General features: G+C 42.1%; 24 protein-coding genes. 10 read left to right on the top strand and 14 right to left on the bottom strand.

Annotated elements, in window-relative coordinates; translation table 11 throughout:
• Window positions 1-86: 86 nt before the first annotated feature.
• A complete protein-coding gene (locus AC5FX4_RS05930) occupies window positions 87-1,412 on the top strand; it encodes a peptidoglycan DD-metalloendopeptidase family protein (RefSeq protein ID WP_493605545.1) in 1,326 nt (441 codons plus the stop codon).
• A gap of 118 nt (window positions 1,413-1,530) precedes the next feature.
• Here the strand turns inward: AC5FX4_RS05930 and mdh are convergent, their stop codons facing one another.
• On the bottom strand, window positions 1,531-2,469 hold the full coding sequence (mdh, locus tag AC5FX4_RS05925) for a malate dehydrogenase (protein WP_493605544.1): 939 nt from the start codon (window positions 2,467-2,469) through the stop codon (window positions 1,531-1,533).
• A 256-nt stretch (window positions 2,470-2,725) separates the two neighbouring features.
• Here mdh and argR point away from each other — a divergent pair, with 256 nt between their 5' ends.
• Window positions 2,726-3,193 (top strand): transcriptional regulator ArgR, encoded by a 468-nt coding sequence (gene argR / locus AC5FX4_RS05920; RefSeq protein WP_493605543.1) that lies wholly within the window; start codon window positions 2,726-2,728, stop codon window positions 3,191-3,193.
• A 36-nt stretch (window positions 3,194-3,229) separates the two neighbouring features.
• Here the strand turns inward: argR and AC5FX4_RS05915 are convergent, their stop codons facing one another.
• From AC5FX4_RS05915 to AC5FX4_RS05895, 5 genes are all read right to left on the bottom strand, one after another.
• The gene (locus tag AC5FX4_RS05915) at window positions 3,230-4,150 is read right to left on the bottom strand and encodes a Dyp-type peroxidase (RefSeq protein WP_493605542.1); all 921 of its coding nucleotides are present in this window, start codon (window positions 4,148-4,150) and stop codon (window positions 3,230-3,232) included.
• 25 nt (window positions 4,151-4,175) lie between these two features.
• On the bottom strand, window positions 4,176-5,207 hold the full coding sequence (locus AC5FX4_RS05910) for an ABC transporter ATP-binding protein (protein ID WP_493605541.1): 1,032 nt from the start codon (window positions 5,205-5,207) through the stop codon (window positions 4,176-4,178).
• Window positions 5,204-6,820, bottom strand: a complete 1,617-nt coding sequence (locus tag AC5FX4_RS05905; RefSeq protein ID WP_493605540.1) for an ABC transporter permease — start codon at window positions 6,818-6,820, stop codon at window positions 5,204-5,206. The genes AC5FX4_RS05910 and AC5FX4_RS05905 overlap by 4 nt, the downstream gene beginning before the upstream one ends.
• Window positions 6,821-6,836: 16 nt before the next feature.
• Entirely contained in the window at window positions 6,837-7,841 is a 1,005-nt protein-coding gene (locus AC5FX4_RS05900; RefSeq protein ID WP_493605539.1) for a Fe(3+) ABC transporter substrate-binding protein, read from the bottom strand.
• A 792-nt stretch (window positions 7,842-8,633) separates the two neighbouring features.
• Window positions 8,634-9,302: a tRNA-uridine aminocarboxypropyltransferase gene (locus AC5FX4_RS05895; RefSeq protein WP_493607783.1), complete on the bottom strand. Its 669-nt coding sequence runs from the start codon at window positions 9,300-9,302 to the stop codon at window positions 8,634-8,636.
• Window positions 9,303-9,377: 75 nt separating this feature from the next.
• On the opposite strand from AC5FX4_RS05895, the gene AC5FX4_RS05890 reads away from it, so the two are divergent.
• The 8 genes from AC5FX4_RS05890 (at window position 9,378) to AC5FX4_RS05855 (ending at window position 17,859) form a co-directional block, all read left to right on the top strand.
• Entirely contained in the window at window positions 9,378-9,923 is a 546-nt protein-coding gene (locus AC5FX4_RS05890; protein WP_493605538.1) for a GNAT family N-acetyltransferase, read from the top strand.
• A 55-nt stretch (window positions 9,924-9,978) separates the two neighbouring features.
• On the top strand, window positions 9,979-10,368 hold the full coding sequence (locus AC5FX4_RS05885; protein WP_493605537.1) for a DUF2750 domain-containing protein: 390 nt from the start codon (window positions 9,979-9,981) through the stop codon (window positions 10,366-10,368).
• 513 nt (window positions 10,369-10,881) lie between these two features.
• Window positions 10,882-12,279 carry an undecaprenyl-phosphate glucose phosphotransferase gene (locus tag AC5FX4_RS05880; RefSeq protein WP_493605536.1) on the top strand — a complete coding sequence of 466 codons (1,398 nt, stop codon included), beginning with the start codon at window positions 10,882-10,884 and terminating at the stop codon, window positions 12,277-12,279.
• 20 nt (window positions 12,280-12,299) lie between these two features.
• Entirely contained in the window at window positions 12,300-13,502 is a 1,203-nt protein-coding gene (locus AC5FX4_RS05875; protein WP_493605535.1) for an outer membrane beta-barrel protein, read from the top strand.
• A gap of 6 nt (window positions 13,503-13,508) precedes the next feature.
• A complete protein-coding gene (locus tag AC5FX4_RS05870; protein ID WP_493605534.1) occupies window positions 13,509-14,030 on the top strand; it encodes a polysaccharide biosynthesis/export family protein in 522 nt (173 codons plus the stop codon).
• Window positions 14,030-16,228, top strand: coding sequence for a GumC family protein (locus tag AC5FX4_RS05865; protein WP_493605533.1), 2,199 nt, complete (start codon window positions 14,030-14,032; stop codon window positions 16,226-16,228). Before AC5FX4_RS05870 ends, AC5FX4_RS05865 begins: the two co-directional genes overlap by 1 nt.
• Window positions 16,229-16,399: 171 nt before the next feature.
• Entirely contained in the window at window positions 16,400-17,131 is a 732-nt protein-coding gene (locus tag AC5FX4_RS05860) for a tyrosine-protein phosphatase (RefSeq protein ID WP_493605532.1), read from the top strand.
• Between the two features lie 14 nt (window positions 17,132-17,145).
• On the top strand, window positions 17,146-17,859 hold the full coding sequence (locus AC5FX4_RS05855; protein WP_493605531.1) for a hypothetical protein: 714 nt from the start codon (window positions 17,146-17,148) through the stop codon (window positions 17,857-17,859).
• Between the two features lie 186 nt (window positions 17,860-18,045).
• On the opposite strand, the gene AC5FX4_RS05850 is transcribed toward AC5FX4_RS05855, so the two are convergent.
• The 8 genes from AC5FX4_RS05850 to AC5FX4_RS05815 form a co-directional block, all read right to left on the bottom strand.
• Complete coding sequence (locus tag AC5FX4_RS05850; RefSeq protein WP_493605530.1) at window positions 18,046-19,452, bottom strand: phosphomannomutase; 1,407 nt, start codon at window positions 19,450-19,452, stop codon at window positions 18,046-18,048.
• Between the two features lies 1 nt (window position 19,453).
• Window positions 19,454-20,863 (bottom strand): mannose-1-phosphate guanylyltransferase/mannose-6-phosphate isomerase, encoded by a 1,410-nt coding sequence (locus AC5FX4_RS05845; protein WP_493605529.1) that lies wholly within the window; start codon window positions 20,861-20,863, stop codon window positions 19,454-19,456.
• 105 nt (window positions 20,864-20,968) lie between these two features.
• The gene (locus tag AC5FX4_RS05840) at window positions 20,969-22,237 is read right to left on the bottom strand and encodes an oligosaccharide flippase family protein (protein ID WP_493605528.1); all 1,269 of its coding nucleotides are present in this window, start codon (window positions 22,235-22,237) and stop codon (window positions 20,969-20,971) included.
• A 3-nt stretch (window positions 22,238-22,240) separates the two neighbouring features.
• Window positions 22,241-23,176 carry a KpsF/GutQ family sugar-phosphate isomerase gene (locus AC5FX4_RS05835; RefSeq protein WP_493605527.1) on the bottom strand — a complete coding sequence of 312 codons (936 nt, stop codon included), beginning with the start codon at window positions 23,174-23,176 and terminating at the stop codon, window positions 22,241-22,243.
• Window positions 23,163-23,927, bottom strand: a complete 765-nt coding sequence (gene kdsB, locus AC5FX4_RS05830; protein ID WP_493605526.1) for a 3-deoxy-manno-octulosonate cytidylyltransferase — start codon at window positions 23,925-23,927, stop codon at window positions 23,163-23,165. The genes AC5FX4_RS05835 and kdsB overlap by 14 nt, the downstream gene beginning before the upstream one ends.
• A complete protein-coding gene (locus AC5FX4_RS05825; protein ID WP_493605525.1) occupies window positions 23,924-24,493 on the bottom strand; it encodes a KdsC family phosphatase in 570 nt (189 codons plus the stop codon). Before AC5FX4_RS05825 ends, kdsB begins: the two co-directional genes overlap by 4 nt.
• Window positions 24,494-24,496: 3 nt before the next feature.
• Window positions 24,497-25,318, bottom strand: coding sequence for a 3-deoxy-8-phosphooctulonate synthase (gene kdsA / locus AC5FX4_RS05820; RefSeq protein ID WP_493605524.1), 822 nt, complete (start codon window positions 25,316-25,318; stop codon window positions 24,497-24,499).
• 12 nt (window positions 25,319-25,330) lie between these two features.
• The gene (locus tag AC5FX4_RS05815; protein WP_493605523.1) at window positions 25,331-26,380 is read right to left on the bottom strand and encodes a glycosyltransferase; all 1,050 of its coding nucleotides are present in this window, start codon (window positions 26,378-26,380) and stop codon (window positions 25,331-25,333) included.
• Between the last annotated feature and the right edge of the window lie 37 nt (window positions 26,381-26,417).

The following is a 26,417-nucleotide window of genomic DNA, read 5'->3' as shown; positions in this document are numbered from 1 at the left end:
ATGCACAAAATACTGGTATTGCCGCTTTATTGCGTATATCCTGCAATATTATTAACATATTTTCTTGACAGCAGAAAAGGCGCGTTATGGTTCACGTGGTGCATAAGCTCCCTAAAAAACACAAACTGCTTATTATTAGTCTCCTTTCCTTGATGCTGATTGTTGCGTTATGGCCATCAGAAAAAGCCACGGCGTCTAAAGATCATGACAAAAAAGCGCTTGAGGTTGGTAAACGTTATGAATTACCAGTAAAAATAAGCGAAACACCCGAGCACATTACTGAACTCAATGCTGCAAGTGAGCCTCTAGAGCCACAAAAAGCAGAATATAGCTTCATTGATCATGAAGTTAAATCAGGTGATAGCCTTGCCATTATTTTTAAAAGAGCGGGTTTTAGTGCACAAACACTCCATCAGTTGGTAAATACCAATGCTGAAACTCGTAAGCTTACCAATATTCACCCTGGTGAGATCTTAAGCTTTGCAAAAGATGAAAGCGGCGAACTAGTACAATTAAAATATATACTGTCAAAAACCGACACATTGTTTGTGACTCGTAATCAAGATGGCCAATACGACAGTGCTATTCAAAGTAAAGAAATTGAAACCGTCGCTAAGTCAGCGGGCGGTGAGATCAGTTCAAGCTTCTGGACAGCAGGGATCAGTGCCGGTTTATCTGAGCGTCAAATCATGAACTTTGCTGATATCTTTGGTTGGGATGTGGACTTTGCCAATGATATTCGTAAAGGCGATAGCTTTGCCATTATCTATGAGTCTCACTTCGTCGACGGTGAAGAGATTGGCACAGGCAAAATCATTGCAGCTGAGTTTATCAACCAAGGTGAGCGTTACAGCGCAATACGCCACAGTGATGACAATTTCTATACGCCAGAAGGGCGCAGTATGAAAAAAGCTTTCTTACGTGCACCCGTTAACTTTAAGTATATTAGTTCTAACTTTAACCCACGCCGTAAACATCCAGTAACCGGCCGTGTTACCGCACACCGAGGTATAGACTACTCTGCACGTACAGGCACACCCGTTGTGTCATCGGGTAATGGTAAGGTCATTAAATCAAGCTATAACCGCCTAAATGGTAATTACGTGTTTATTCAGCACGGTAGCCAGTATGTGACTAAGTACTTACATTTGAATAAGCGTATGGTGAAAACTGGCCAGAAAGTGAAGCAAGGCCAAAAGATTGGCACTGTCGGTGCTACGGGTCGAGTGACTGGTGCGCACTTACACTATGAGTTTTTGGTTAATGGCGTGCACCGTAATCCAAAAACGGTCGACTTACCAAAGTCTGAACCGCTACCAAAATCAGAGCTTGCAAAGTTCAAACCCATCGCAGATGAGTTGTTGGTTAGACTTGAGCGTAATCGCGAACTACAGCTTGCGTTAAATAAGTAACCTCACGATTACGATTAAGGCCTTGCTTAGAGGCCTTTTTAATGCCTGAGTCTCAAAGACACCTAAAATAACAGACATAAAAAAGCCCGCATAAGCGGGCTTCTTAAATCTTTAAGGCTTACTTAGCCATAAAGTCGATGCCTTCTTGGATATCTTTGTTCAGCGTTTCTAGCATGTCTTCTTTTGCTTTTTGCTCAAATGCGCTTAGCTCGCCGTAAGAAAGGATTTCTTCAACGCCGTTTTGACCAAGACGTACTGGGTGTGCAAAGTAAGGTGCATCGCCGTTTTCAACAGCAACATACGCGTAATCAACAACGTTGCTTTCGCCTTGTAAGCCTTTCACTAGTGAGAAGCAGAAACGTGCTGCTGCTGCACCCATTGAAAGTGTTGCTGAACCACCGCCCGCTTTAGCATTTACTACTTCAGTACCAGCATTTTGGATACGTGGAGTCAGTGCTGCAACTTCTTCGTCAGTGAAAGTAACACCAGGTACTTGAGAAAGTAGCGGTAGGATAGTTGTACCTGAGTGACCACCAATAACTGGTACTTTAACTTCAGATACGTCTACACCTTTAAGCTCAGCAACAAACGCTTCTGAACGAATAACGTCAAGTGTTGTTACACCGAATACGCGTGAAGCTTCGTAAGTACCCGCTTTTTTGAATACTTCAGCAACGATTGGTACTGTGCCGTTTACTGGGTTTGTGATCACACCTACAAGTGCTTTAGGACAGTTTTTAACAATACCTTCAGCCAATGTTTTGATGATGCCCGCATTTACGTTAAATAGATCAGCACGGTCCATACCTGGCTTACGAGGCATACCAGCTGGGATAAGCACGATATCAGCGCCAACTAACGCAGCATCTAAATCATCAGCGCCAAAACCTGCAACTTTAACTGCAGTTGGAATGTGAGAAAGATCAACAGCTACACCTGGAACAACTGGTGCAACATCGTATAGTGCTAGCTCAGAGCCTGCAGGCAAGCCATTTTTAAGTAAAAGCGATAGAGCCTGACCGATACCGCCAGCGGCACCTAATACAGCAACTTTCATGTGAATTCTCCATAATTTGAAGGTGGAATTGAATGAGCAGTAAAGATAATGAAAAGCGCCGACAAAGACAAATTAATCCGAGTTATTTTCATGATTTTTTCGACTATAGTTGTAAAGCTTTTGTCACTTTTACCTTTACGCTCACTCTGAACATACTTAAGCTTACCGTTAACTCCTCGTAATATTGCGAAAATTTGGGTAACCCTCAAGTTTTGTGTAAAATCCATTTATTCGCTAAATAAAAGAATGAAACGTTATGCAGCCGCAAGAAAAACAAGAAGCTTTAATCAAAGCCTTTAAGGCCCTATTAAAAGAAGAAAACTTTGGCTCACAAGGGGAAATTGTTGACGCATTAAAAGAACAAGGTTTCGACAATGTGAGTCAGAGTAAAGTTTCTCGTATGTTGAGTAAATTTGGCGCGGTGCGCACACGTAACGCCAAACAAGAAATGGTGTATTGTTTACCAGCGGAGATGGGCGTACCAACGGCAAAAAGTCCTCTGCGCCAACTTGTTATCGACATTATGCATAACGAAATGATGATCATCATTCGTACCAGCCCAGGGGCTGCGCAACTAATCGCCCGTTTGCTTGACTCTTTAGGCACTGCGGATGGTGTATTAGGCACCATCGCTGGCGACGATACTATTTTTATTGCACCTGCGAAGATCTCGGAAATTGACGCAACTTTAGAGCGTGTAAAAACCTTATTTGATAACGTGTAACTATCGTATTGCGAAACAGCGCTTCACTGTTTCGCTTTACTGCTGCTCACACATCTTCGCCATGTCATTTAAAAACTGTACTGACGGTGCAAAAAATGCGGCTCCCATATCGGCTTGGCTGTAATCAAGCAAAGGGTCGTAACACTGGGCGTTACCAAGCCTAGACTTCAATACCCGCTCAAATGCCAACCCAGATCCTGAACAACTAAGCCACAAACTCCCCTGCTCAAACACATCACCAAATGGCATACTTTGGTCTAGCAGCAATGGCTGACCTTGCTCATTCTTAAGCTCTGTAAGCGTTGCATGACTATTGGGCTCTTTTGGCTCGATTAAAATATTGTCTAAGCGAGTGCGGCCCATCAGTTGTTCTTGATCTTCCAGTGACAAGCGTTGCCATGCATCAATATCAAACTTCACTCGTTTAACATGAATATAGCTACCTTGGTCGTCGGCCCTTTGCGGTTGATTCACTAACGCTACTTGGCGCTTAAAGCGACCATGCGGGCCATGCCCCCCATATACGAAACCATTAAAGTCTCGTCCATCCAAAAAGCGAAAGCCTCGAACATGGGCAACCAATTCAACTGAGGGAGCCAACATATGTAGTACACTTTGCGCGAACAAATGGTTCACATCTTCTCTATCGGAGCGGATAACATACAAAAGATCAAAAGGCTGACTATGCACGATATGTTCAGCGCTGGTGATATTAGGAAAGCTTTTAAGCTCACTGGGTATAAACTCTGGATAAATATGTGGCCAGTACTGAGCCCCAATGGCCACAAAGCTTGAAACCATTGACTCAGAAAATCGATCACTTAATTCGTTTTGTAAACGTTCACAGTTAGCGAGCGCAGCACGTACGGCTTCATCTTGGCCTTCCAGTACATTAAAAAACAAATGTAGCCCGTGTAAATTTGCTTCAGCACAGACCCCTGATTGTGCTTGCGCCATGCGTTATCCTTGTATTCATCTGCTGTTAAGAAAAGAAATTTACCGCATGCGCTTTGATTTTTAAAGAGACAGGTTTATTTGTATCTAATATTTGTTCAGCGGGTGCCGGTACTTCGAGCTGTTGCTCTGCCACCTTTATATGATAGACGTAATCTGTGCCAACAAATCGCTGTTGTAGCACTTCTACATCCCCTTTTACATCATTAACCAACTCAATATGTTGAGGGCGGACGTAGATCTGCCCAGATTCAGCTTCATTTGGCAGCTCAATCAGTGAGTGTACATCGCCAAAGTGCGTTGCTACGCTGGCACCATTGTAACGTTTCGCATCGAGGTAAATCCCCTGTCCCAAAAATTCTGCGACCGCTTTACTTTTTGGGCGTTGGAACAATGCTTGTGCGTTATCAATTTGTGCAATTTTACCTTGATGCATGATGGCCAGTTTATCAGCAAATGCAAAGGCCTCATCTTTAGAGTGGCTGACAAAAATAGCCGACACTTGTTGGTCTTTAATGATACTGCGAATATCACTAATGAGCTGATAGCGAACTTGAGTATCAATGTTTGAAAATGGTTCATCTAACAACAGTAAATTTGGCCGATAAGCCAACGCTCTAGCAATGGCAACACGTTGTTGCTGACCACCAGACAGCTCATGCGGATAGCGCTTTTCCAAGCCAGCTAAACGCACCAGCTCAAGCATTTGTGATACTCGCTGAGCGCGTACTGGTTTATCCAATTTAGCCAAACCAAATGCGATATTTTGCGCCACATTCAAGTGTGGAAACAATGCATAGTCTTGAAACATCATGCCGATATTTCGATACTGTGGTGCCATAAAAAAATGGCCATCACTCACACATTGTCCGTGAATGACTATACGTCCTTGCTGAGGTTTGATAAGACCTGCGATGGCTTTAAGTGTTGTTGTTTTACCGCAACCACTAGCGCCCAACAAGCAAATGATTTCATCATGAGCCACGCTCAAATCAAGATTAGAAATAACCGCTTGTTGCTGGTATCGATAAGAGACATTCTCAAGTACTAAACTACTCATTGACTGTGTTGTTCCATTGAACGATTAACAAAATATAGCGGCACTAGGCCCACCAAAACAATAAATAGCGCCGAAATAGAGGCAAGCTCTAACTGTTCATCACTAACATATTGAAAAACATGGGTTGCCAAGGTTTCATAATTAAATGGGCGTAACAACAATGCCGCGGGGAGCTCTTTCATACACTCAATAAAGACCAATAACGCAGCGGTCAATATACCTCGCCTCAATAAAGGAAAATGCACCAAGCTCAGTGTTTGTAGCAAGTTTTTGCCCATACTTTGGCTTGCCATATCGAGTGACGGGCTAATTCTCACGTAGCTGGCTTCCACTGCACCATGCGCAATGGCGTAAAATCGCACCACATACGCAAATATCATGGCAAAAATACTGCCGCTTAACAGTAGGCCCGGTTCAAAGCTTGACCCTGCAAACCACTCGTTAAGGGTGTTATCCATTAAGGTGAGTGGTAATAGTACCGCAATAGCAAGCACCGTCCCCGGCAGTGCATATCCCATACTAGCGAAACGTCCTGGAATATGTTTAGTTTGCTGCTCACCAATACGTTGCGAAAACACCACTAGTAAGCTTAACAAGACCGCTACACCGCTAACCCAAATTGCTATTTTCAAGCTTTGCCACGCATAGATAAAAAACTCGCTTTGCCATGCTTGGTCAAAGTAATCAAAGGCATAACCCAGGAGCACAAGCACAGGTAAAATAAATGCCACTGTTAAAATAAATAAACAATAACCAGTAGCCAGTACTGCGTACTTTCCTTCAAGTTGGTAAAGCGTCTCGATGTTAACGCTAAGTTGACGTTCATGCACCACGTTGTTCTTGCGACTAAGACGCTCTAACAATAAAGATACGAATAAAAACAGCAACATAATACCTGATATTTTAGCCGCGGCAGTTAAAGAATAGTAACCCAGCCAAGTATCATAAACAGCGGTCGTGAGCGTACTGACGGCAAAATAATGTACCGTAGCAAAGTCCGCCATGGTTTCCATACTGATCAAAGCGAGCGCGGCAACCACGGCTCCTCGAGCAAGCGGCAAACTGACTTTGAAAAAGCTTTGCACCGGGCTCAACCCCATAAGTTGGCTTGCTTGTACCAATTTAAATGATTGTTCACGCAAAGCGGTTTTAAAGATAAGAAATAAATACGGATATAAAACCAATGCAATCATGACCACCGCACCGGGTAAGGTGCGAATGTCAAAAAACCAATAATCGTCTGGAGAGCGCCAATCAAACCAATTTCTCAGGGTAACTTGCACTGGGCCTGCATAATCGAATAAATCAGTATAAATATAAGCAATGATATAGGTCGGCATGGCAAGTGGTAACATCATGGCCCACTCGAATATGCGTTTACCGGGGAATTGGCAATACGCAGCCAACCAACCAAGTGGCAAAGCGATCAAACAGCTAAGTAACAATACGCCTGCAATTAACAGCACGGTATTGATGATGTAATCCCACAATACCGTGTTCCATAAATGACTAAAAACATCGGAATCGCCTTGCAAGGATTCAAAAATCAAAAATGCCAGTGGGGCTGATAGGCATAAACCTATCAGCCACGCACACACTTGCCATCTAGACAAAAATTAACTCCCTGTATTACAAGTCAAACTTAACTTCGTCTATTAGCTTAAGGGCCACAGGTCGATACTTTGCAATTTGCGCAAGTGGTAACGCATCTTCTTTAAAAGTGCCCCACGATTCAACCAATGGCGACAATTTTACACCTAGCTTGACTGGGTATTCCATATTGACCGACGCATACATGTTCTGCGCTTTATCACTGGTCATAAATTCAATCAGTTTTAATGCATTATCTGCGTTTTTCGCATACTTGGTCATCACCACACCCGATACGTTTAAGTGCGCGCCTCGGTCAGCTTGATTAGGGAAATTAATATAAACAGACTCGGCCCATGCTTTTTGTTTTTCATCGGTCAACATCTTGCCAAAGTAATAGCTGTTACCTAGTGCCAAATCGCATAGCCCTTCTTTTACCGCCTTAACTTGTGCTCTATCGTTACCTTGAGGTTTACGCGCCAAGTTTGCTTTAACATCGGTTAGCCATTTTTTGGTGTATTCTTCGCCATGGTGCGCCACCATCGACGCCACTAATCCTAAGTTATAAGGGTGCTTACCTGAGCGCGTACATATTTTGCCCTTGTATTTAACGTCAGCAAGATCTTCGTAACTAAGTGTTTTAAGTTCACCGAGTCGCTCCTTGGATGAGTAAACATTACGTACACGCTTAGTTAAGGCAACCCAATCACCTTGCGGATCACGAAACGCACTGGGTACATTACTATTGACTTGCTCGCTTTTAATCGGCTGGGTGAGGTCTAATTCTTCTAGTTGGATCAAGGCACTAAAATTAGAAGTCAGTACTAAATCGGCACGACTATGCTTACCTTCACGTTTTACTCGCTCGATGAGTCCTTTTTTTGCAAAAACCACATTGGTCTTAATACCCGTTTGGGCTGTAAAGTCATCCAAAATCGGCTGGATCAAAAAAGGTTGGCGGAAAGAGTAAATATTGACTTCGCCGTTTGCGAATGCAGATAAACTCGTTACAGAGGCCAAAAGAACAGCTAGTGCGCGCTTCATAATTAAGCTCCATTCAAAGGTTATTATTCAGGCAGTTTTAACCTGTAATTCAGTATTATACACAGGATTATCCTAAGAGTTCAGTTCATCTTAAGGTAATCCATGAGGCAGAATGGAATTACCGTGTGAGACATCTCTCACCAAGCGATAAGCAATGGTGGAATCGACCGACGACTTAACGCCAAAAACAACCTCAATACTATGAAATTACAATAAAAAATAAAAGCAGCTTCATTTTCAACCAAGTCACATTACTTTTAAACACTGGTTCTAAATCCTCTCTCAATTATACTTTTACACAAGTTCAGGACGATACAGTATTTAGCAAGCTGTCACCTTGGAATGGATAACCAAGCCACGGGATGTGGAAATAAAGGACAACGACGCAAATCGGACGCTTTTTAAGTTGCAGGAGCAACCAAGGATAGACTAAAGGATAAAGAAGCACACTGGACGCGCAGTAAATCGGATTTATGGGAAGTAGACAGGAACTGAGCTGGATGGCTCATAAAATGGATTCAAAAGGAATTTGGTAAAGGAAACACAGCTGGATGCTGTTATCAATGGAAGGAGCGCATGGAGCACAAGGAAGAAGGGGACCTTAGCAGGATGCTAGATTTCGCAGAACCATAACGCTAAGCGAAACCAAGGAGCTGGACGATTTAGGGAGTTGATATTTATCAACATAGCAGGACGCTATAAAAGATTCCGTCAGCGCGACTCATTGAGTCGCGCTTCTTTATTTCTGGACTACCTAATTTTCAGCTCACTTAATGACTAATAAGCACTAATTTAGCTTTTTTTACGTTTACCTTTTAAGTAGGCATCACGAAAGTCAATAAAATGCTGAGTGAGTAATTCAGCCGCTTGCGGTTCGTCATTTTGTTCAAACACCACACAGGCAACCTCAGCGGTACCCAACTGATGAGCATGTGGCGCCACACGTAATTGGTAATCTGACAGTGATTGCGGCGATATTGACAGCACAGGTAAGGCGTCGAGATACGGGCTTTTTCGAAACATTTTTTTGGCTTCACGCCAAGTGCCATCTAAAAATATGAATAAAGGGGTTTTGTCTGATTCTCGTGTAACCTGTGAGATCACTCGTTCGGGTTCGACATTTTCAGCAGGGAACACAATAATGGGTTGATAACTCGGATTTTCAATTAGTGCAATTAATGCTGGTTCAGGGTCTGTTCTATCCCATCTAAACGCATGATTATCAGGAATAACATCGGCAATTAAACGCCCTGTATTGGATGGCTTAAAACTCTCATTATGGTACATTAGCAAGCAAACCGCACTTTGGCAGTGCTCAGCCGTTTGTACAGTCTCGCAAATACATAAACTTTGTGCGAGTAAACATGTTTCACAACGCGAGAGTTTTGACCCTCTTGCTTTGTATTCACGTTTTGCCGCGGCGATTTGTTGCTGGCGTAACGCCAATACCGAGTTATTCAACGAGTTATTCAAAGTCTGCCCCCATACAAATTAGGCGCGCATTGTAATCAATTTCATCATTAAAAGCAGTAAGGAGTGACTATGAAAGTAGCAAGTTCAGAGCGATTGAGTTTTCGATTAATGAATGAAAATGACGCACCGCTATTGTTTGAACTCGATCAAGATCCAGCGGTTATGAAGTACATTAACGGCGGTAAGCCCAATTCAATGGACGATATCTTAAATACCTTTATTCCCCGCTTAAACGCTTTCACTAATCAAGAAAAGGGTTGGGGACTATGGCAAGTCAATATTACGCAAACCAATGAATTTATTGGCTGGGTATTGGTGCGTCCTATGGGCTTTTTTGGTGATGATCGAAACGATACTGATCTAGAATTAGGTTGGCGCTTCAAGCAAGCAAGTTGGGGTAAAGGGTATGCAAGCGAAGCTGCGAAGCAAGTAGTTAATATGTTGGAGCAAGATAAAAGCATAAAAGCGTTGTCGGCTACAGCATTACCCGACAATCAAGGTTCCATCAATATCATGAAAAAACTTGGAATGGCGTACATAAAAACCTACATGCACCAAGACCCTTTAGGCGAATGCGAAGCAGTTTTATATCGCAAAAACCTCAACTAATGTAAAACCTAACTAATATAAAATTAGTGTCATTAAATAGAATTAGGAGATCACCATGACAGACTCCCTCAGCCCAGACCATATAAAATCCATGCTCAATAAAGATAATGTGCAACGCTATAAGTATCTTGTTAAAGAAGTCACAAAAACCGAAGAAATTTGGATACTCACCGATGAGCATGGCTGTGTGATGCTCAATACCGATAGCGAAGACTGTGTACCCGTTTGGCCAAATGAAGAGTTTGCAAAATTGTGGGCCACGGGCGATTGGCAAGACTGTGTTCCAATGTCCATTAGCTTAAAAAAGTGGCACGCAAAATGGACAGATGGCTTGGCTGATGACGAGCTTGCCATTGCCGTCTTCCCTATTCCTGAAAAAGAGGGACTCGTTGTCGACCCTGACGAGTTTGACTATGAGTTGATGCAATACCGAAAAGCGCGTTAAAAAATTTCATATTGTATAATTGGGGCGGTTAAATCAGCCCCTTCCACTCATATTAAACACACCAAGCTAGAGTATTCACCTCCCAAAATATCCCAACTACAATTATTGCAATAAAATCACAAAATTATTTACTTTCACCTTTTTAACAAACTTGTTTCTCATTAAAGAGATATATTTCACCCGCAAAAATACGTATGTCAAACTCCCTCCTTAAAACCAACTAAAAAATAAGATAGTCAGTGCACATTCACTCCATAATTCGGTTGTTTAATAGCGCACCTCAATATTGCAACCTGCAACACCATTTGAAAACAACATGTAAAAATTTAACAAATTTGCAGGTTATAAAAATTTCATAAGACGCAAAAGTACCTTTTATGTATACTAAACCCCATTTGGGGTACCTTTCGATTATTAGCAATTATGTCTACCAATGAGGGTACAGGGCATGTATACTATGTGGCGCTTTAAGGGACTTAGGTAAAGTAAGTTACTGCGTCACGGAGGATTTTCATGGGCACATCACAGTTTAGATTAGATATGTATGCAGGATCGGTTCTTTACCGATTCATTGATTATTTTATCATTGCCGCCTCTTTATTTTTGGCGAGCATGCTCTATGGCATCAGTTTTGATAAAGACTACGTACTACTTCTAACACTTTACATGGTGCTGTACAGCTATACTGGTGAGTCACTCCAGCTATACCGCTCATGGCGTGTGGGCAAATTCACACAAATGTTGTACCTATTGATGTTTGTACAGTTTCTCGCATTTACGTTGCTCATTGTCGGCTTATTCCTACTCAAACAAAGTGAAACCTATTCCCGTGTTGTGGTTATTACGTGGACCGTGCTTTCAACCTGCTCGCTTTTAAGCTGGCGCGTCACCGCAAGACAAATCAAAGCCTACAAACGCAAACGTGGTATTGGTGTACAACCCGTCGCTATTATCGGCATGAACAGCAGCGCAATGCGTTTATACCAAGAGCTGAATGCCCATAGCGAGCTAGGTCATAACTGCATTGGTATTTTCGATGATAGAGCAGCTGATCGCTTAGGCGAGTTTGATACTAGTTTGCTCGCTGGCACAGAAGCGGATGCCATCGAAATGGCCCAAACCCGTAAAATTACCAAATTATATATTTGCTACCCCATGGTAGCCGAAGGTCGTATTCAAACATTACTTAATAAGCTGGGTGATACCACTATTGATGTATTGTTACTACCGGACTTTATGCTCAAAAACCTAATGCATGCCCGCATCGGTGCAGTCGGTAATTTAGATACCATCAGTGTCTTTGAATCCCCCATGTTTGGGGTGCGTGATTTTTACAAACGCACCTTTGATATTGTATTCAGTGCCAGTGTTTTATTGCTCATATCACCACTCTTATTAGTTATTGCTGCTGCAGTTAAAATCACCTCAAAAGGGCCCGTTTTATTTAAACAAGCGCGCTATGGTCTTGACGGAAAAAGAATTTCTGTGTACAAGTTCCGCTCAATGACAGTGATGGAAAATAGTGACAAGGTGACGCAAGCCACCAAAGGTGATAAACGCATCACTAAAGTGGGCTCCTTTTTAAGGCGTACCTCGTTAGATGAGCTACCACAGTTTTTTAATGTGTTATTAGGCAGTATGTCAGTGGTTGGGCCTCGCCCCCACGCGGTTGCCCATAACGAAGAATACCGTAAACAGATCAGTTATTACATGTTACGCCATAAAGTAAAACCCGGCATTACCGGCTGGGCGCAAGTCAATGGCTGGCGTGGTGAAACAGATACCTTGTACAAAATGGAAAAACGCATTGAGTACGACCTGGATTACATCAATAAATGGTCATTATTTTTTGATATAAAAATTATCTTTTTAACTTTATTTAAAGGCTTTACAGGCAAGAACGCTTACTAATTATTGAGGACTATAAGCAAATGAAATTTAAATTGGCGCTGCCATTTTTGGCGATCAGTGTATGCTCAGCAGTACAAGCAAATGAAGCAACCGATTCAGGCGTGATCAAAACAGCTTACGGCATTGATTTAATTCCTAGCTTGTACACCGCGTTAAAGCACGACAGCAACATTGCCCGTACTAGCAACAATGAAAAATCAAGCTCTATTTTAGAAGTAGCGCCGACGCTGAATGCGCAACTTGAGCAAGGTGCCAACAAGTACACAGGTCAAATCGGCCTTGCTTCAGGTACTTACTTTTCGAGCAGCGATGATAACTACCTTGATTTCAACGCGTCAGGTGAAGCAGCAATTGAGCTAAACCAAAACCACAGTTACAACCTTAAAGCGGGCTACCAAAATGCGCACGAAGACCGTGGTACGGGTATCTCTGAAGGTTTAGGTGGCGCACAAAACGATGTGACTAAATTCCGCGTTGCTAATTTTGGTGCAAGCTACCAATATGGCGCACAGTCAACGCCTGCACGCCTTCAGCTATCGGCAGATGTGTCCTTCAAGGATTACACAAACTTTGAAGCAATTTCAAAGTTCCGTGACGTGGCAACAACCACATTAGGTTCTACATTTTTCTACGACACAGGCGCATTCACAAGCCTAGTTGCTGAAATTAAATCGGAAGACGCTGAGTACGACGTTTTTAATGCCAGCGATGTTCGCGGTTCAAAAGACTCATCTTCAATGTTTTACCAGGTGGGTGCGCAGTGGCAAGCAACAGCCATGACCAGCGGTAATGTGCGCATTGGTTATCAAGACAAAGACTTTGACTCAGCGGCACGTGAAGACTTCAGCGGTTTATCGTGGAGCGCTGGTGTGACTTGGCAACCTCTGACATACACGTCGGTAGCATTCAATACGTCACGTATTGCACGCGACCCAAGCACCATTGGTGACTACATCCGTGATACTAATTATGGCGCAACTTGGACACACACTTGGAATGAGTTTGTAAGTACTGACATAGGCTACAGCCATAAGTCAGAAAACTACGCCGGTATCACCAACCGTAAAGACACCACTAAGTCATACACAGTGGCGGCGAACTACGACCTAAGACGTTGGATTGACTTAAAAGCAGGTATCGACTTCCAAGACAAAACATCGACACAACAAAATATCGACTTTGACAAGTTAGTGGTATTTGTAGGTGCCACCTTCACACTATAAGAGCTTATGAAATATAAAGTATTTTTAATACTAAGCTTGTTATTAACTTTCGGAAGCGCTTATGCTTCCGAAAGTGTTTACAGGCTTGGCCCAGGCGATAAAGTTATTATCAAAGTATTTGGCCATCAAGACCTCGAGCTTGAAACCCAATTAACCGATAGTGGCAGTATTAACTACCCATTTTTAGGCGTTGTAAGCCTAAACAACCTCACCATTAAAGAAGCCGAACAGCTAATTTATGATGGTTTAAAAGGCGACTACCTAGTACAACCAAATGTGTTTGTGGGTATACAAGAATACCGCCCCTTTTACATTCATGGTGAAGTGAAAAAGCCCGGTGGTTACCCTTATCAACCAGGTATGACGGTTAACCAAGCGGTTGCACTGGCAGGCGGTTTAACCGAACGTGCGTCTCGCGAGAAGATATTCATTAGCCGCGAAGGCACCAAAAGTGAAAAAGAGCAAGGCTCATTAGCCGCGCGTATTAAAGCCGGTGACACCATAACCATTGAACAGAGATTTTTCTAATGACAGCAGTACATAACGCGCTTCAACCGACTGAAAATCAGCAAGAAGAAGTGATCGATTTACGTCATTATTTTACCGTGATCATGCGAGCCAAATGGCGCATTTTAATGCTGGCCATTTTAACATCGGTGATCGCGGTATTTGTGGTTTTGAGCTTGAAACCTGTGTTTCGCTCAACCGCGACATTATTAATTGAGGCAGAGCAAGCTCGCGCGATTAAAATAGAAGAAGTGTATGGCATTAACTCGTCACAACAAGAGTACTACCTCACTCAATTTGAAATACTAAAGTCACGCTCCATTGCAGAGCGCGTGTTTGAGCAATTAAATCTTGCTGATCACCCAGACTTTCAATCAAAGCCATCCATGGTGCAAAACCTGCGCAGCAAAATCACATTTTTGCCCTCCGCAGACGCAGAGTTAGATGAAGCAACCATTGCAGCCGCAAAAAAACGTGGTCAAATTGATTTATTTATGTCGCGTTTATCGATTGAGCCTGTGCGTAAAACCCAACTCGTTAAAATAAGTTATGAAACGCATGATTCAGCACTTGCCGCACAAGTTGCCAATGCGGTGGGTGATGCCTATATCAACTCTCAACTTGAAGCCAAATTGGGCATTACGCAAAAAGCCAATGCTTGGTTAGGCAGTCGATTAGGTGAGTTACGTACTCAATTGGATGAGTCTGAGCGCCGTTTAGAAGCTTATAGAAAAGAGCATAACCTAGTCGACGTTGCCGGTATTACCTCGCTAGATGCCCAAGAACTAGAAAATTTAAATAAAGAGCTAGTTACTACACGCTCTCGCGCAGCGGAAGCGGAAGCGTTTTTAAAGCTGGTGCAAAAATATGGTAAAAATGACATCGCTCGTTTAGAAAGCTTGCCTGAAATCACCTCTCATAGCTCCATCCAAAATGTAAAACGTGATGTTATTTCTGTCGAAAGAAAAGTTTCTGAGCTGTCTAAAGTATATGGCCCTAAGCACCCGAAAATGATTGCAGTTCAGTCAGAGCTTAGCGCTGTAAAAGAAAGCCTACGCGCACAAATTCAACGCTTGGTACAAGGTATTGAAGACGAAGCACGTACCGCATCACAAAACTACGAAGCGTTAAAACGCCAGTTTGAGCAAGCACGCAGCAGCTTTAGCCAGCTAAGCTCGGTTGAAACCGAGTACCGCCGCTTACTCCGCGAGGTTGAAACTAACAGACAGTTATTTGATAACTTCCTTTCACGTCAAAAAGAAACCGCAGTAACAGGTGACTTTGACTCCCCTGTGGCACGTTTTACCGATAGAGCCATTGTTACCTCTGATCCAGTAAAGCCTAAAAAATCATTGATTGTGATCTTAGTATTTGTTGCCACCATAGGGTTTGGTATTGTGATTGCGCTTGTGCACGACAGCCTAAACGACACCATTAAATCAAGCCACGATGTAGAAACAAACCTTGCGCAACGTGCGCTGGGTTATATTCCTTTACTTGATAAAAAAGCGGCTGAGCAGCGTGATGACGCCTTCTTCGATAAAGATCAAAAGATGTTTGCCGAATCAGTGCGTTCAATTCGTACCTCCATGAGCTTGTTGGCGCTTGATAGACCCATGAACGTGATTGAAGTCACCTCTTCTTTCCCCGCGGAAGGTAAAACGTCAACAACAATGAATATGGCCTATGCGTTTTCGGCCCTTGAGCGTGTGTTGATCATAGATGCGGATATGCGCAAACCGACTCTGGGTAAGCGCCTTGGTTTGCCAACTTATCAAGCCGGCCTAGCAAACTACCTAGCTATGACAGACTCTATTGATGATTGTATTGTTAATGAGGTAAAACCGCATGTAGATGTGATGCCTGCGGGCTCAATTCCGCTTAACCCGTTAGAGTTACTCGCACAGCCTCGCTTTAAAGAGCTTTTGACTGAGCTACAGCGTCGCTACGATAAAATCATTATCGATACCCCGCCGGTACAGGCCGTGAGTGATGCTTTGGTTATATCTCCTGCTGCTGATGCCGTGGTAATGGTTGTGAAAGCCAATTCGACTCGTACTGCTTTAATCAAAAATAGTTTAGCAAAGCTAAATCAGGCACATGCAAAGGTATTTGGTGTAGTACTCAACCAATTTGATACCAAAGATGCGCAAAGCTACTATGGCCAATATGGCTATTATCAAGCATATGAGCAAAGTGACAGTGATAAAAGCGCTTAGCTTGTATTAGCTAATACCAGAAGTCTTAAAAAGCGCGAATTTCTAGTTCGCGCTTTTTTATTTTCAGCCTACCCACTCCTGTATAGTGTTCACTTTAAATTGTCGGTACAATCACGCCTACAATAAACTGCGCTTATGATGAACAACGGCGAATTTAGCTAGGCCTTAAAAATGATAGATTTACACTGCCATATACTCCCCGGTATTGACGATGGTGCAAAAACAATAAAAGACTCCATTTTGCTGATCGACGCAGCTGTAAAGCAGGGCATCACCCATATCGTAGCAACCCCCCATATTCACTTTGGCACCTTTGATAATTGCAAGCGGACAATTGCCAATGCATTAGGCGAAGTCACACACGCACTGAGTTACTCTTCATTGGATATAAAAATAAGTGCGGCCGCAGAAGTCAGAATTGGCACAGAGATGCTCACCTTATTACCACAAAATAAGCTGCCGTTTTTGGGTGAATATCAAGGTAAAAAAGTGCTGTTATTAGAAATGCCTCATAGCCAAATACCCGCAGGGGCCGACAAGCTCGTTAAGTGGTTACTGAGCAACAATGTAGTACCTATGATAGCGCACCCCGAACGTAACCGTGAGCTACAGCAATATCCTGAAAAAATTAAGCAATTCGTTAATATGGGCTGTTTATTTCAGTTAACCGCCGCTTCAGTGCTGGACGATATGGGCAGTAAACCCAAAGCACTCGCGGAATACTGGTTACAGGAAAAACTATTTAGCATAGTGGCCAGTGACAGCCACTCAATGCACCGCCGCCCACCGAAGATGGCAGAAGCAAGAGAGAAAATAGCAGCGCTTTGTGGTGATGAGTATGCGCACCAGCTCACTTACACGATGCCTAAAGACATTGCCAAAGCGCACTTTTCATTTGATTAATACAGGTTGTAGGCTTGAAAAATAACAATAACCCAGTTCAAAATCGCTATGTGCAATATATAGCTTTAGCTGCCATAGTACCGCTGTGCATATGGTTAATTGCGAAAAGTTACCACTTGGCCTTAGGGAGCGCCTATCACTTTAAAACTAAGTACTACTTAGACCAATGGCAAAAAGGTAAGCCTGTAATAGAGCTTGCGTACAAAGATGCAAAACAAGCTGCTGAAACATCTCTGGCCTTCGATTCAACGCAAAGTTACTACCAAGTCACCCAAGCCAAACTATTAGAATGGGGCCGTGCATCTCAATTTGAAGCGCAACCAGATGGTACAATTGCTGATTTATATAGCCAGTCGATAAACTCACGCCCCGCTTGGCCACAAACCTATGCCGACCTTGCCCACCAACAGGCATTTTTTACATATGACGTAGAGCAAGCGTGGCACACGCTAGAATTGGCTCATCAGTTTGGCCCATACACATGGCAAGTGCTCAACCAAACCGTGATGATAGGATTAGCCTATTGGCCTGAACTTACCGTTACTCAAAAGCAGCAAGTTTTTAAAAGTGCCGAGAAAATGAGTTTATTTAATGGTGGTAGGTTAACAATGCTTATTGAAACAGCACGCTTCTATAATAAGCAACATCTGCTATGCACCTACTTTAAGTTTTCAAAGCAACCGGAAGATAAAAAGCGCAGAGAATATTTATTGAAAAAGCTGTGCTAACTTGAACTGTATTTTATAGTTGCAAGATCCTGACATTCGTCAGGATGACGGTATGTTAGCTATTTGAACGCATTTTATCTTTCTAAATTAACTAACTCAGGTTCATGTACCCTAAGTCAATTGGCTCAGAATTACATTCACCTCAGTTACGTCACCCTGAATTTATTTCAGGGTCTTCTAAACGTATTAAAAAACCCCAGAAACCTTTGCTAATACATTTGAAACAATTCCTTGTGCCTGAGGCTCAGATTGACTTTCAGCATAACCGCGAAGTTCTGGCGCGTTCCCTGAGGGGCGTAAGTGAACGACATCTCCAGAGCTGAGTGTTAGCCTTAGTCCATCTGTAATATCAACATGCTCAACAATTCCCTCAATCCCCAATTTTTCCAGCAGGGCTGCGGGATCAGCTTTGCCTTGTTCTATGATTGCTTGACTGCGTGTTGTAGCAAACTCTTTGATTCGATCGCTATGCGTAAAACGTTGTGGCAGTTTGTTTAGTAGCTGACTTATCGATTCCGATTTTGCTGCAACGAGCACACATAAAGCAGGCAAAACTGCATCACGCGTCGCCAGTTGTTGCATGGTATTGTTGTTTAGCTGTAAATCACTGGCTAATAAAAAGCCGCCATTGGCTTCAAAACCAGCAACGCTTACATAGGATTTAGCAAGTTCAGAAAATGCTTCAATCACATACGGTGAGCCGATTTTAGTGCGTACAACTTGTTTAAAACTGTTTGTAAGCTCAATGGCTGTATTACAACTAACAGGCACAGCAAGCGCTTCAATACTTAAGTATTGTGCGGCTAACAAGCATAGAATATCACCTCTTAGGTACTCACCATTTTCGTCGGCCAATAAAGGTCTATCACCATCCCCATCGGTAGAGAAAATGGCATCCAATTTATACTCTTTGGACCAAGCTCTTGCCTGCTGTTTATCTTCTTCTGTAACCGCCTCAGTATCAATAGGCACAAATTCATCACTGTAACCCAGTTCGACAACCTCAGCCCCCAAAGCTTTAAATAGCACTGGGTATAACGCTCTTCCCGCGCTTGAATGTAGATAAATGCCAACACGTTTATCTGCAAGCGGTTGACCTGAGAATACATTCAAGTAACGGGCTAAATACTGTTGATGTGCAAAACTGTCGACTGTGGGCAACTCAGTCAAATCACACATTTCTACAATTACTTGGCTGTTTAAAATAGCTTGCTCATCCGCCTTAGTTATTTCCCCATCAGTGCGGTAGAACTTTAAGCCATTTCTATCAAAAGGAATGTGGCTGCCCGTTACCATGATCGCAGGGATCTGCTTAAGCTGCGCTGCATAAGCAAGCGCTGGCGTAGGTACTATGCCATAATACTCCACATCAATATTGAGCGCCTTCAGTGCTGCAATACAGCCCTGTGCAATCGCAGGGCTGCTTGGACGGTTGTCAATGGCAATCGCGACTCGCGCTACTTCAGCCTGGCTCGCCACAAAAGCACTGGCGAACGCACCGCATACTTGCGGGGTAAACTGGCTTACTAAGCCCCTTGCGCCGCTGGTACCAAAACTAATCCCGCTTTGCTTAATGATTTCGCATACTTGCATATTATGCCCGTCCGTATTTGTCTTCAAAGCGCACAATGTCATCTTCACCCAAGTAAGAGCCTGACTGCACTTCAATCAACTCTAAATTAACTTTACCGGGGTTTTCTAGCGCATGAACCTGCGTGATAGGAATATATACTGACTCATTCTCTGTGACATACTGCTCAGTATCACCAATGAGTACTTTTGCAGTGCCTGAAACCATAATCCAATGTTCTGCTCTATGGTGATGCATTTGCACTGAAAGCTTTGCGCCCGGTTTAACCGTGATACGCTTAACCTGAAAACGTTCACCATTATCGATAGAGTCATACTTACCCCAAGGACGATACACTTCTCGATGAAAAGTCACTTCAGGGCGATTTTCAGCTTTTAATTCATTCACAATGGCTTTAACTTGCTGTGACTTAGCTTTATGAGCCACCAAAACCGCGTCTTTGGTGTTGATAACCACTAAGTCTTCAACACCGACAGTAGCCACAAGCTTATCTTCGCTAGAGACAAAGGTATTTTTAGTATCGACCGCTTTTACATCACCACGAAATGCATTGCCGTTCTCATCTTGCTCTGACACATCCCAAAGCGCAGCAAAACCACCAACATCACTCCAACCTGCATCAAGCGGTACTACCACAGCATGCTCGGTTTTTTCCATTACTGCGTAATCAATGGAATCATCAGGGCAAGCTTCAAACTCTTGTTTATTTATGCGAATAAAGTCTAAATCAGGCGTTTGCTCACCCAACGCTAATTCACAGGCTTTATAAATTTCAGGTTGAAAACACTTTAGCTCATGTAAATAGCGACTGGCTTTAAACATAAACATGCCACTATTCCAATAGTAATCACCACTGTCTAAATATTGTTGAGCGCGAGCCTGATCTGGCTTTTCTACAAACTGAACAACGGCATAACCATGGTCATCAACACTATTGCCACGCTTAATATAACCATATCCTGTTTCAGGGTGGGTAGGCACAATTCCAAACGTAACCAAGTGCCCAACACTAGCCAAGTTTGATGCCTGTTCAATCGCTAAATGAAATGCCTTACTATCTTTAATTACATGATCGGCTGCCAGTACCAATAATAACGGGTCTTCCCCCAGCTCAATAGCCTTAAAAGCTGCTAATGCAATAGCTGGTGCGGTGTTTCTGCCCACAGGCTCAAGAATTATCTTGCCATCATTCACATTCATTTGGCGTAACTGCTCAGCAGCAATAAAACGGTGTTCTTCGTTACAAATAAGCAAAGGTGCTTGCTGAGCGAGTCCCTCTAAACGTAGCAAGGTTTGTTGCAGCATGGTCAGTTTGCTTGAGCCAAAACTGTGAAATTGTTTGGGGTACTTTTCGCGAGAAATTGGCCACAACCGACTACCAATCCCTCCTGCAAGAATTATGGGAATAAACATCAAATTCACTTTAGCTTGTCATCTACAAGCATACTCTTATAAAACTTGATTAGAGCTTCATTAGTTCTAAATATTCAGTTAAGTATACAAATAATAAACCAACGCCTACCAAAGAGGCCAAAATCCAAGCCGTTTACGTACCATTATCAGTGTCCCCAAACTTTGTATAGTAAACCCAATTGCAGTAGCAATTGCTGCTCCCAAAACGCCATAACTTTGAATCAAAATCCAAGATAACAAAACTGTTAATGGTCCAGCCAAAAAAGTTACGCGACGGAAGTCACGCTCATGACCACTCATATTTAGTAAATAAGCTGTAGAACCAGCCACTACGGTGGTAAGATGGCCAACAGCCATAATACTTAATAAAGAAGCCCCCTTTTCATATCCATCACCAAAAAGTGCCATAATATACTCAGAACAAAAAATCAGAGTGAAAACCATAGGTAACGCAAGAATGAGCATACCGTAGGTTGAGCGCTTTGCTAACCACTTGATATTAGATAACTCACCATCATGCCATAACTTAGCATAACGAGGGGCTACTACAATATTAACCACCATTAACACAAAGCTAGTCAAGGTTGCCGTTCGTTGAGCAACAGATAGATAAGCAATATCGCTCGCCGAAACTAAAGCTCCCGCAATCAAAATTCCCGCCCATTGAACAGTTAAATTCATACTGGTCGCAGCCCACAAGTTTGAACTGGCTTGCCATAATCCCCTATCTTTCAACCTGATTCTTCCCCAATTACCTTGGACTTGTTTATGCCAAATAAACAGAGCACAAATCAAAATTACGACAGCGCTCAAGAGGTATACCTTGATTGCTGTCACAGCCGATATAATATTTGGAAAGAAGTACCATAGGGCACCAAAGCAAACCATAAATAGACAAGAAATGCCTAAGTTTTGAAACACAGTGGTTAACACAACTCGATGAAAAGCCTGAAACCCCATAGAAATTAGCGTAAAAATTGCAACAATAGGTATTGCCCATACAGCAAACGTCAATACGGGTCCAAATTCAGGTTTTGATAAAACATGAGTAGAAATACTATCTGCAAATATCGTAACTAAGATTACCACAGGCAAAGTACTTGCAAGTATCCATAATAACCCCGTTGTCAGTGCCGCTTGGCTATTTTCTCTACCTTGCCTAGAACTAATTATTCGCAACACAATATTATCAAGTCCTAAACGAAAAAACACAGTTGCAGCACCAAGTACCGCTATAGCTAACAAAAAAAGCCCTGATTGTTCTGCATTTAAACTGTGCGTGACTAAAAGTGTCATACAGAAAGCCACGAGCACCGCTGAGCCTTTTGTAATTGCCGATAAACCTGTTTTTATCAAGAGTACCTTAGCTTTCATAATCTATTTCTTGAATATCCCTACAACCATGTCTTCTTTACAAGGATCTGTTACAAGAAGGGACGATATAGAATGCTTTTCCATAAGCTGATAAGCATCTTCAATTCGAGTCCCTATGGATACTCCTATAGGCTTACCGGACATTAAATCAGCTGCAGTTTGATGAAATATAGCCTCTTGATACTTTTCAATAGCGCGTCTCAAGTCGCCATCAGTTATAATGTGCTGACCACTTTTGGTCATTACAATCGCCAACCCTAGCCCACCTTCAGTAATACGATGGATTACTTCTACAGCGCTATCATCCGGAGAAAGAAGAGGTAAATTATCACTTACCATCTCGCTTTCAACACACATTAAAAGTTTTCTTCCTAAGAATCCTCCAGGATGAAAACGGGCAAAGTTTTCAGGCTTGAACCCTCTAGACTCCATTAGCGCAACAGTCAATGCATCTCCCATAGCAAGTGTTGCTGTTGTCGATGCCGTTGGCGCCAACTGTAATGGACAAGCCTCTTCTGGTACACCAACGTTTAAATGAAAATGTGCGTTTTGAGCAAGTGTAGAGTGGGGATTACCAGTCATTGCAATGATGACATTTCTGTTATCTCGCAAATATGGGAGCAGTTTTAAAACTTCGTCTGTTTCACCGCTATTTGAAATAGCAATAAATACATCATCTGCGGTAACCATGCCTAAGTCACCATGGAATGCTTCCCCAGGATGCATAAAAAAGCTCGGCGTACCTGTGCTAGCAAAAGAGGCTGCTATTTTCTTCCCTATAATACCTGACTTCCCCATACCACATACAATAGCGCGGCCTTTGGAAGTCAAAATACTAGTAACCGCTTGCTCAAAATTAGCATCAAGATGACTGGAGATATAATTAAGACCACTTGCTTCAATCTTAAAGACCTTCTTTGCTACTTCAAGAATATTCATTCTTACCCTCCATAATGCTTTTGATTTTCTTAAAATCTTCTTCTACATCAATACCGTGTGGTATATCTTGGTCATATTTAATAACACCAATCGTATAACCTAAAGATAGTGCTCTTAATTGCTCAAGGTTTTCTATTCGCTCTAAAAGTGACATTGGGTGATTGCAAACTTTTCTTAAAACTTTGACTTTATACGCGTAGATCCCGATATGGCGATAACAACTTCGTAAACTTGATTGCTCGTCACGGTTAAACGGAATGGCTGCTCTCGAAAAGTAAAGAGCACGCCCATCCTCAGCAAGAGCGACTTTTACAATATTCGGGTTAGACAACTCGATTAAGTTCTTAATGCGAACAACTGCTGTTGTTATATCGAACTCCGGGCTACCTATTGAAAATTTATTTAAACTTTTAATTAATGTTGTTGGGATTAGCGGTTCATCGCCTTGAACATTAATTACAACTGTTTCATCAGACCACCTGAGCTGCTCGCAAACTTCATTAATTCGATCCGTGCCACTGTCATGTTCAGAGTTTGTCATGACAACATTTAAACCAAGTGTTCTAGCTAAATCAAAAATTTCAGAGTGATCGGTTGCGATATAAATGTCTGACAATGCAAAACCAGCCTCTTTTACTCTCTGATGCACATGCCAAAAGATAGGTTTTTCGTTTATTTCTAACAATGCTTTTTGAGGTAGACGAGTTGAGCCGTACCTAGCTGGTATTACAACTTTAACAGAGTTCATCATTGCTCAACTCCAGATAACTCACCTTCTGTAATTTTATTTGTTAGCGGCTTATAAACTTCTTCGAAACTACCTAACTTAGCAAGTAACACCATATCAGCTACTTCTCTTGCAACACCTGCCCCACCAACTACATCTAGGATATAATCACAGTTTTGTATAACATGTTTATGGGCATCAGCTGGCGCAATACCCACCCCACTTTCTTGCATGATTGGTAGATCTATAACATCGTCACCAACAAAGCAAACCTCGTCGAAAGAAAGGCCAAAATCTTCACATATTTCAGTTAGCTTAGGTAATTTATACTTACACCCTGTAATGCATATATCGAGTTTTAACTGCTCTACTCTTTTATCAAGTCCCGCACTAGACTTACCAGAAATAATACCAATTTTGATCCCATGGCAGCGTAACAACTCAATTCCTAAACCATCTTTTACATTAAATGATTTAAAAAACTCTCCATCTTGACTAATAAAAATTGAGCCATCAGTTAAAACACCGTCTACATCAAACAAAACAAGTTTTATTTTAGCCAACTTTCTTTTTAATAACTCTTTATCCATTGCTTAAACAATCTCAAGTTTGGGCTGAGATTTGATTAAATCATCAAGTTCTTTTATCTGATTTAAAAAAGGCTCTAGCATCGAGAGCGGCAGTGCACTGGGCCCATCACATTTGGCATTATCCGGATCTGGGTGAGATTCAAGAAACAAACCTGCGATACCAAGCGATATTCCAGCTTTTGCAAGTTCAAGCACTTGTGATCTTCGACCACCTGAGGCTTCACCGAGTGGATCTCTCTGCTGTAAACTATGTGTTACATCAAAGATAATTGGTGCATTATCTGTTACTTTTTTCATTTGAGAAAAGCCAAGCATGTCTACCACTAAGTTATCATAACCAAAACAGCTACCTCGCTCACAAACAAGTACATCATTATTTCCCGCTTGCCTGCATTTATTCACAATGTGCTTTACTTGTGTAGGGCTCATAAACTGAGGCTTTTTAATATTAATAGGCTTTCCTGCTTTAGCCATCGCTACAACAAGATCCGTTTGTCTAGCTAAAAATGCCGGTAATTGAAGAATATCGACGACTTCAGCAACTGGTTTAACTTGAATGATTTCATGTACATCTGTAATTACCTTAACGCCAAATTCTTTTTTGACGCTTTCGAAGATGCGAATCCCCTCATCTAAACCAACGCCTCTATATGAATCAACAGATGAACGGTTAGCCTTATCAAAAGAGGCCTTAAATACAAAAGGGATATTTAGCTTATTAGTTACTTCTACATATTTTTCACAAGCTGAAAGAGTTGAATCAAGGTCCTCTAGAACATTAACTCCTCCAAAAAGTGTAAAGCAATTTTCATTCAATATATTCATCATTATCCTAATTTAACATGCATCTTTTGAAAAGCCGTAATACAAGCGTTTCAAGCTTGATGACAGCTCTTTATTTGTATGATATCTATTGATAAGTTCTTTGTTATTCAGTGCTTTATTTATTTGTTTTGGCTCGTCATTAGCAATAGCTCTCAATGCTGAAGCCATATCCTCGGGGTGAGAAAGACAGTAAAGGTTTTCCATTGCAAAAGGAGCTATGTTTCTAAGTACGATTGGTTTATCTAATGCAGCCGCTTCAAGTACAGAAATAGGAAAACCTTCCCAAGCAGCAGTGTGACAATATACATCTAACTCTCTCAACTCTAAGAGTACCTGTTCTCTATTTAACCACCCTGTAACTTTGACGCCCATAGAATTATACAGTGCTTTATAATGACTATCTCCACCGCCAATCCAAACAAGCTCTATATTCGGCTCATTATTCAATAGGGTCGCAAGGCGTAAAAAATATTCATCTCCTTTTTGTGGAGAGATCCTCCCAATCATACCAATGCGCACCTTACCTTTGCTCCTGTTAAAGCTCGCCTCCGAACTCTTATGGAGTAACTTTTCAGAGCATATATTTACGATCTCATGGGTTGGCAGGCCCTGACGGAGAGCTTTAGCTTCAGAGACTTCAGCTTTACTGCAGCCTGCGATACAAGCAGTCCGATAACTTAATAAATACTCTACAATTCGATAAAAGGATACGCGAATAAAAGAATCATCTCGATTAAAAGAAAAACCATGTGGAGTGTATACTACCTTTCTAGCTTCGATGAAAGGTAGAAGCCTACAAACAAAACCCGCAAAAGAGCTATGTAGATGAACTACATCCGGCTTAATTTCATTGTACCTCTTTTTTATTAAAAATATAGCTGAGAGACTGCGCTGAACAAGTAATATTGAACTAAATTGTCCATCTCTTTCTGCGCCTGTTGCATCAGCTTCTCTTATTGTCGCAATCAAGTGATGTTCATACTGAGAAGAGTTTTCAATATATGAATTAATTGCGCTTGTAACGCCACCACCAAAAGATTCTGTAATATGTAATATATTCAACAATAAACACCCATGTCATTTACAAAAAATAGAATAA

Source organism: Pseudoalteromonas sp. ATL1, assembly GCF_058933015.1.
The sequence above is the reverse complement of the archived record's forward strand: the minus strand, read 5'-3'. Positions and strand labels throughout refer to the sequence as shown.

Bases quoted from the DNA above. Each gene is read 5' to 3' on its own strand.
- kdsB (WP_493605526.1), bottom strand. From the start codon at position 23,927: ATGATGAACTCTGTTAAAGTTGTAATACCAGCTAGGTACGGCTCAACT.
- AC5FX4_RS05870 (WP_493605534.1), top strand. From the start codon at position 13,509: ATGAAATATAAAGTATTTTTAATACTAAGCTTGTTATTAACTTTCGGA.
- AC5FX4_RS05860 (WP_493605532.1), top strand. From the start codon at position 16,400: ATGATAGATTTACACTGCCATATACTCCCCGGTATTGACGATGGTGCA.
- AC5FX4_RS05850 (WP_493605530.1), bottom strand. From the start codon at position 19,452: ATGCAAGTATGCGAAATCATTAAGCAAAGCGGGATTAGTTTTGGTACC.
- AC5FX4_RS05910 (WP_493605541.1), bottom strand. From the start codon at position 5,207: ATGAGTAGTTTAGTACTTGAGAATGTCTCTTATCGATACCAGCAACAA.
- kdsA (WP_493605524.1), bottom strand. From the start codon at position 25,318: ATGAATATATTGAATGAAAATTGCTTTACACTTTTTGGAGGAGTTAAT.
- argR (WP_493605543.1), top strand. From the start codon at position 2,726: ATGCAGCCGCAAGAAAAACAAGAAGCTTTAATCAAAGCCTTTAAGGCC.
- mdh (WP_493605544.1), bottom strand. From the start codon at position 2,469: ATGAAAGTTGCTGTATTAGGTGCCGCTGGCGGTATCGGTCAGGCTCTA.
- AC5FX4_RS05875 (WP_493605535.1), top strand. From the start codon at position 12,300: ATGAAATTTAAATTGGCGCTGCCATTTTTGGCGATCAGTGTATGCTCA.
- AC5FX4_RS05915 (WP_493605542.1), bottom strand. From the start codon at position 4,150: ATGGCGCAAGCACAATCAGGGGTCTGTGCTGAAGCAAATTTACACGGG.
- AC5FX4_RS05885 (WP_493605537.1), top strand. From the start codon at position 9,979: ATGACAGACTCCCTCAGCCCAGACCATATAAAATCCATGCTCAATAAA.
- AC5FX4_RS05845 (WP_493605529.1), bottom strand. From the start codon at position 20,863: ATGTTTATTCCCATAATTCTTGCAGGAGGGATTGGTAGTCGGTTGTGG.
- AC5FX4_RS05835 (WP_493605527.1), bottom strand. From the start codon at position 23,176: ATGAATATTCTTGAAGTAGCAAAGAAGGTCTTTAAGATTGAAGCAAGT.
- AC5FX4_RS05840 (WP_493605528.1), bottom strand. From the start codon at position 22,237: ATGAAAGCTAAGGTACTCTTGATAAAAACAGGTTTATCGGCAATTACA.
- AC5FX4_RS05865 (WP_493605533.1), top strand. From the start codon at position 14,030: ATGACAGCAGTACATAACGCGCTTCAACCGACTGAAAATCAGCAAGAA.
- AC5FX4_RS05930 (WP_493605545.1), top strand. From the start codon at position 87: ATGGTTCACGTGGTGCATAAGCTCCCTAAAAAACACAAACTGCTTATT.
- AC5FX4_RS05880 (WP_493605536.1), top strand. From the start codon at position 10,882: ATGGGCACATCACAGTTTAGATTAGATATGTATGCAGGATCGGTTCTT.
- AC5FX4_RS05825 (WP_493605525.1), bottom strand. From the start codon at position 24,493: ATGGATAAAGAGTTATTAAAAAGAAAGTTGGCTAAAATAAAACTTGTT.
- AC5FX4_RS05900 (WP_493605539.1), bottom strand. From the start codon at position 7,841: ATGAAGCGCGCACTAGCTGTTCTTTTGGCCTCTGTAACGAGTTTATCT.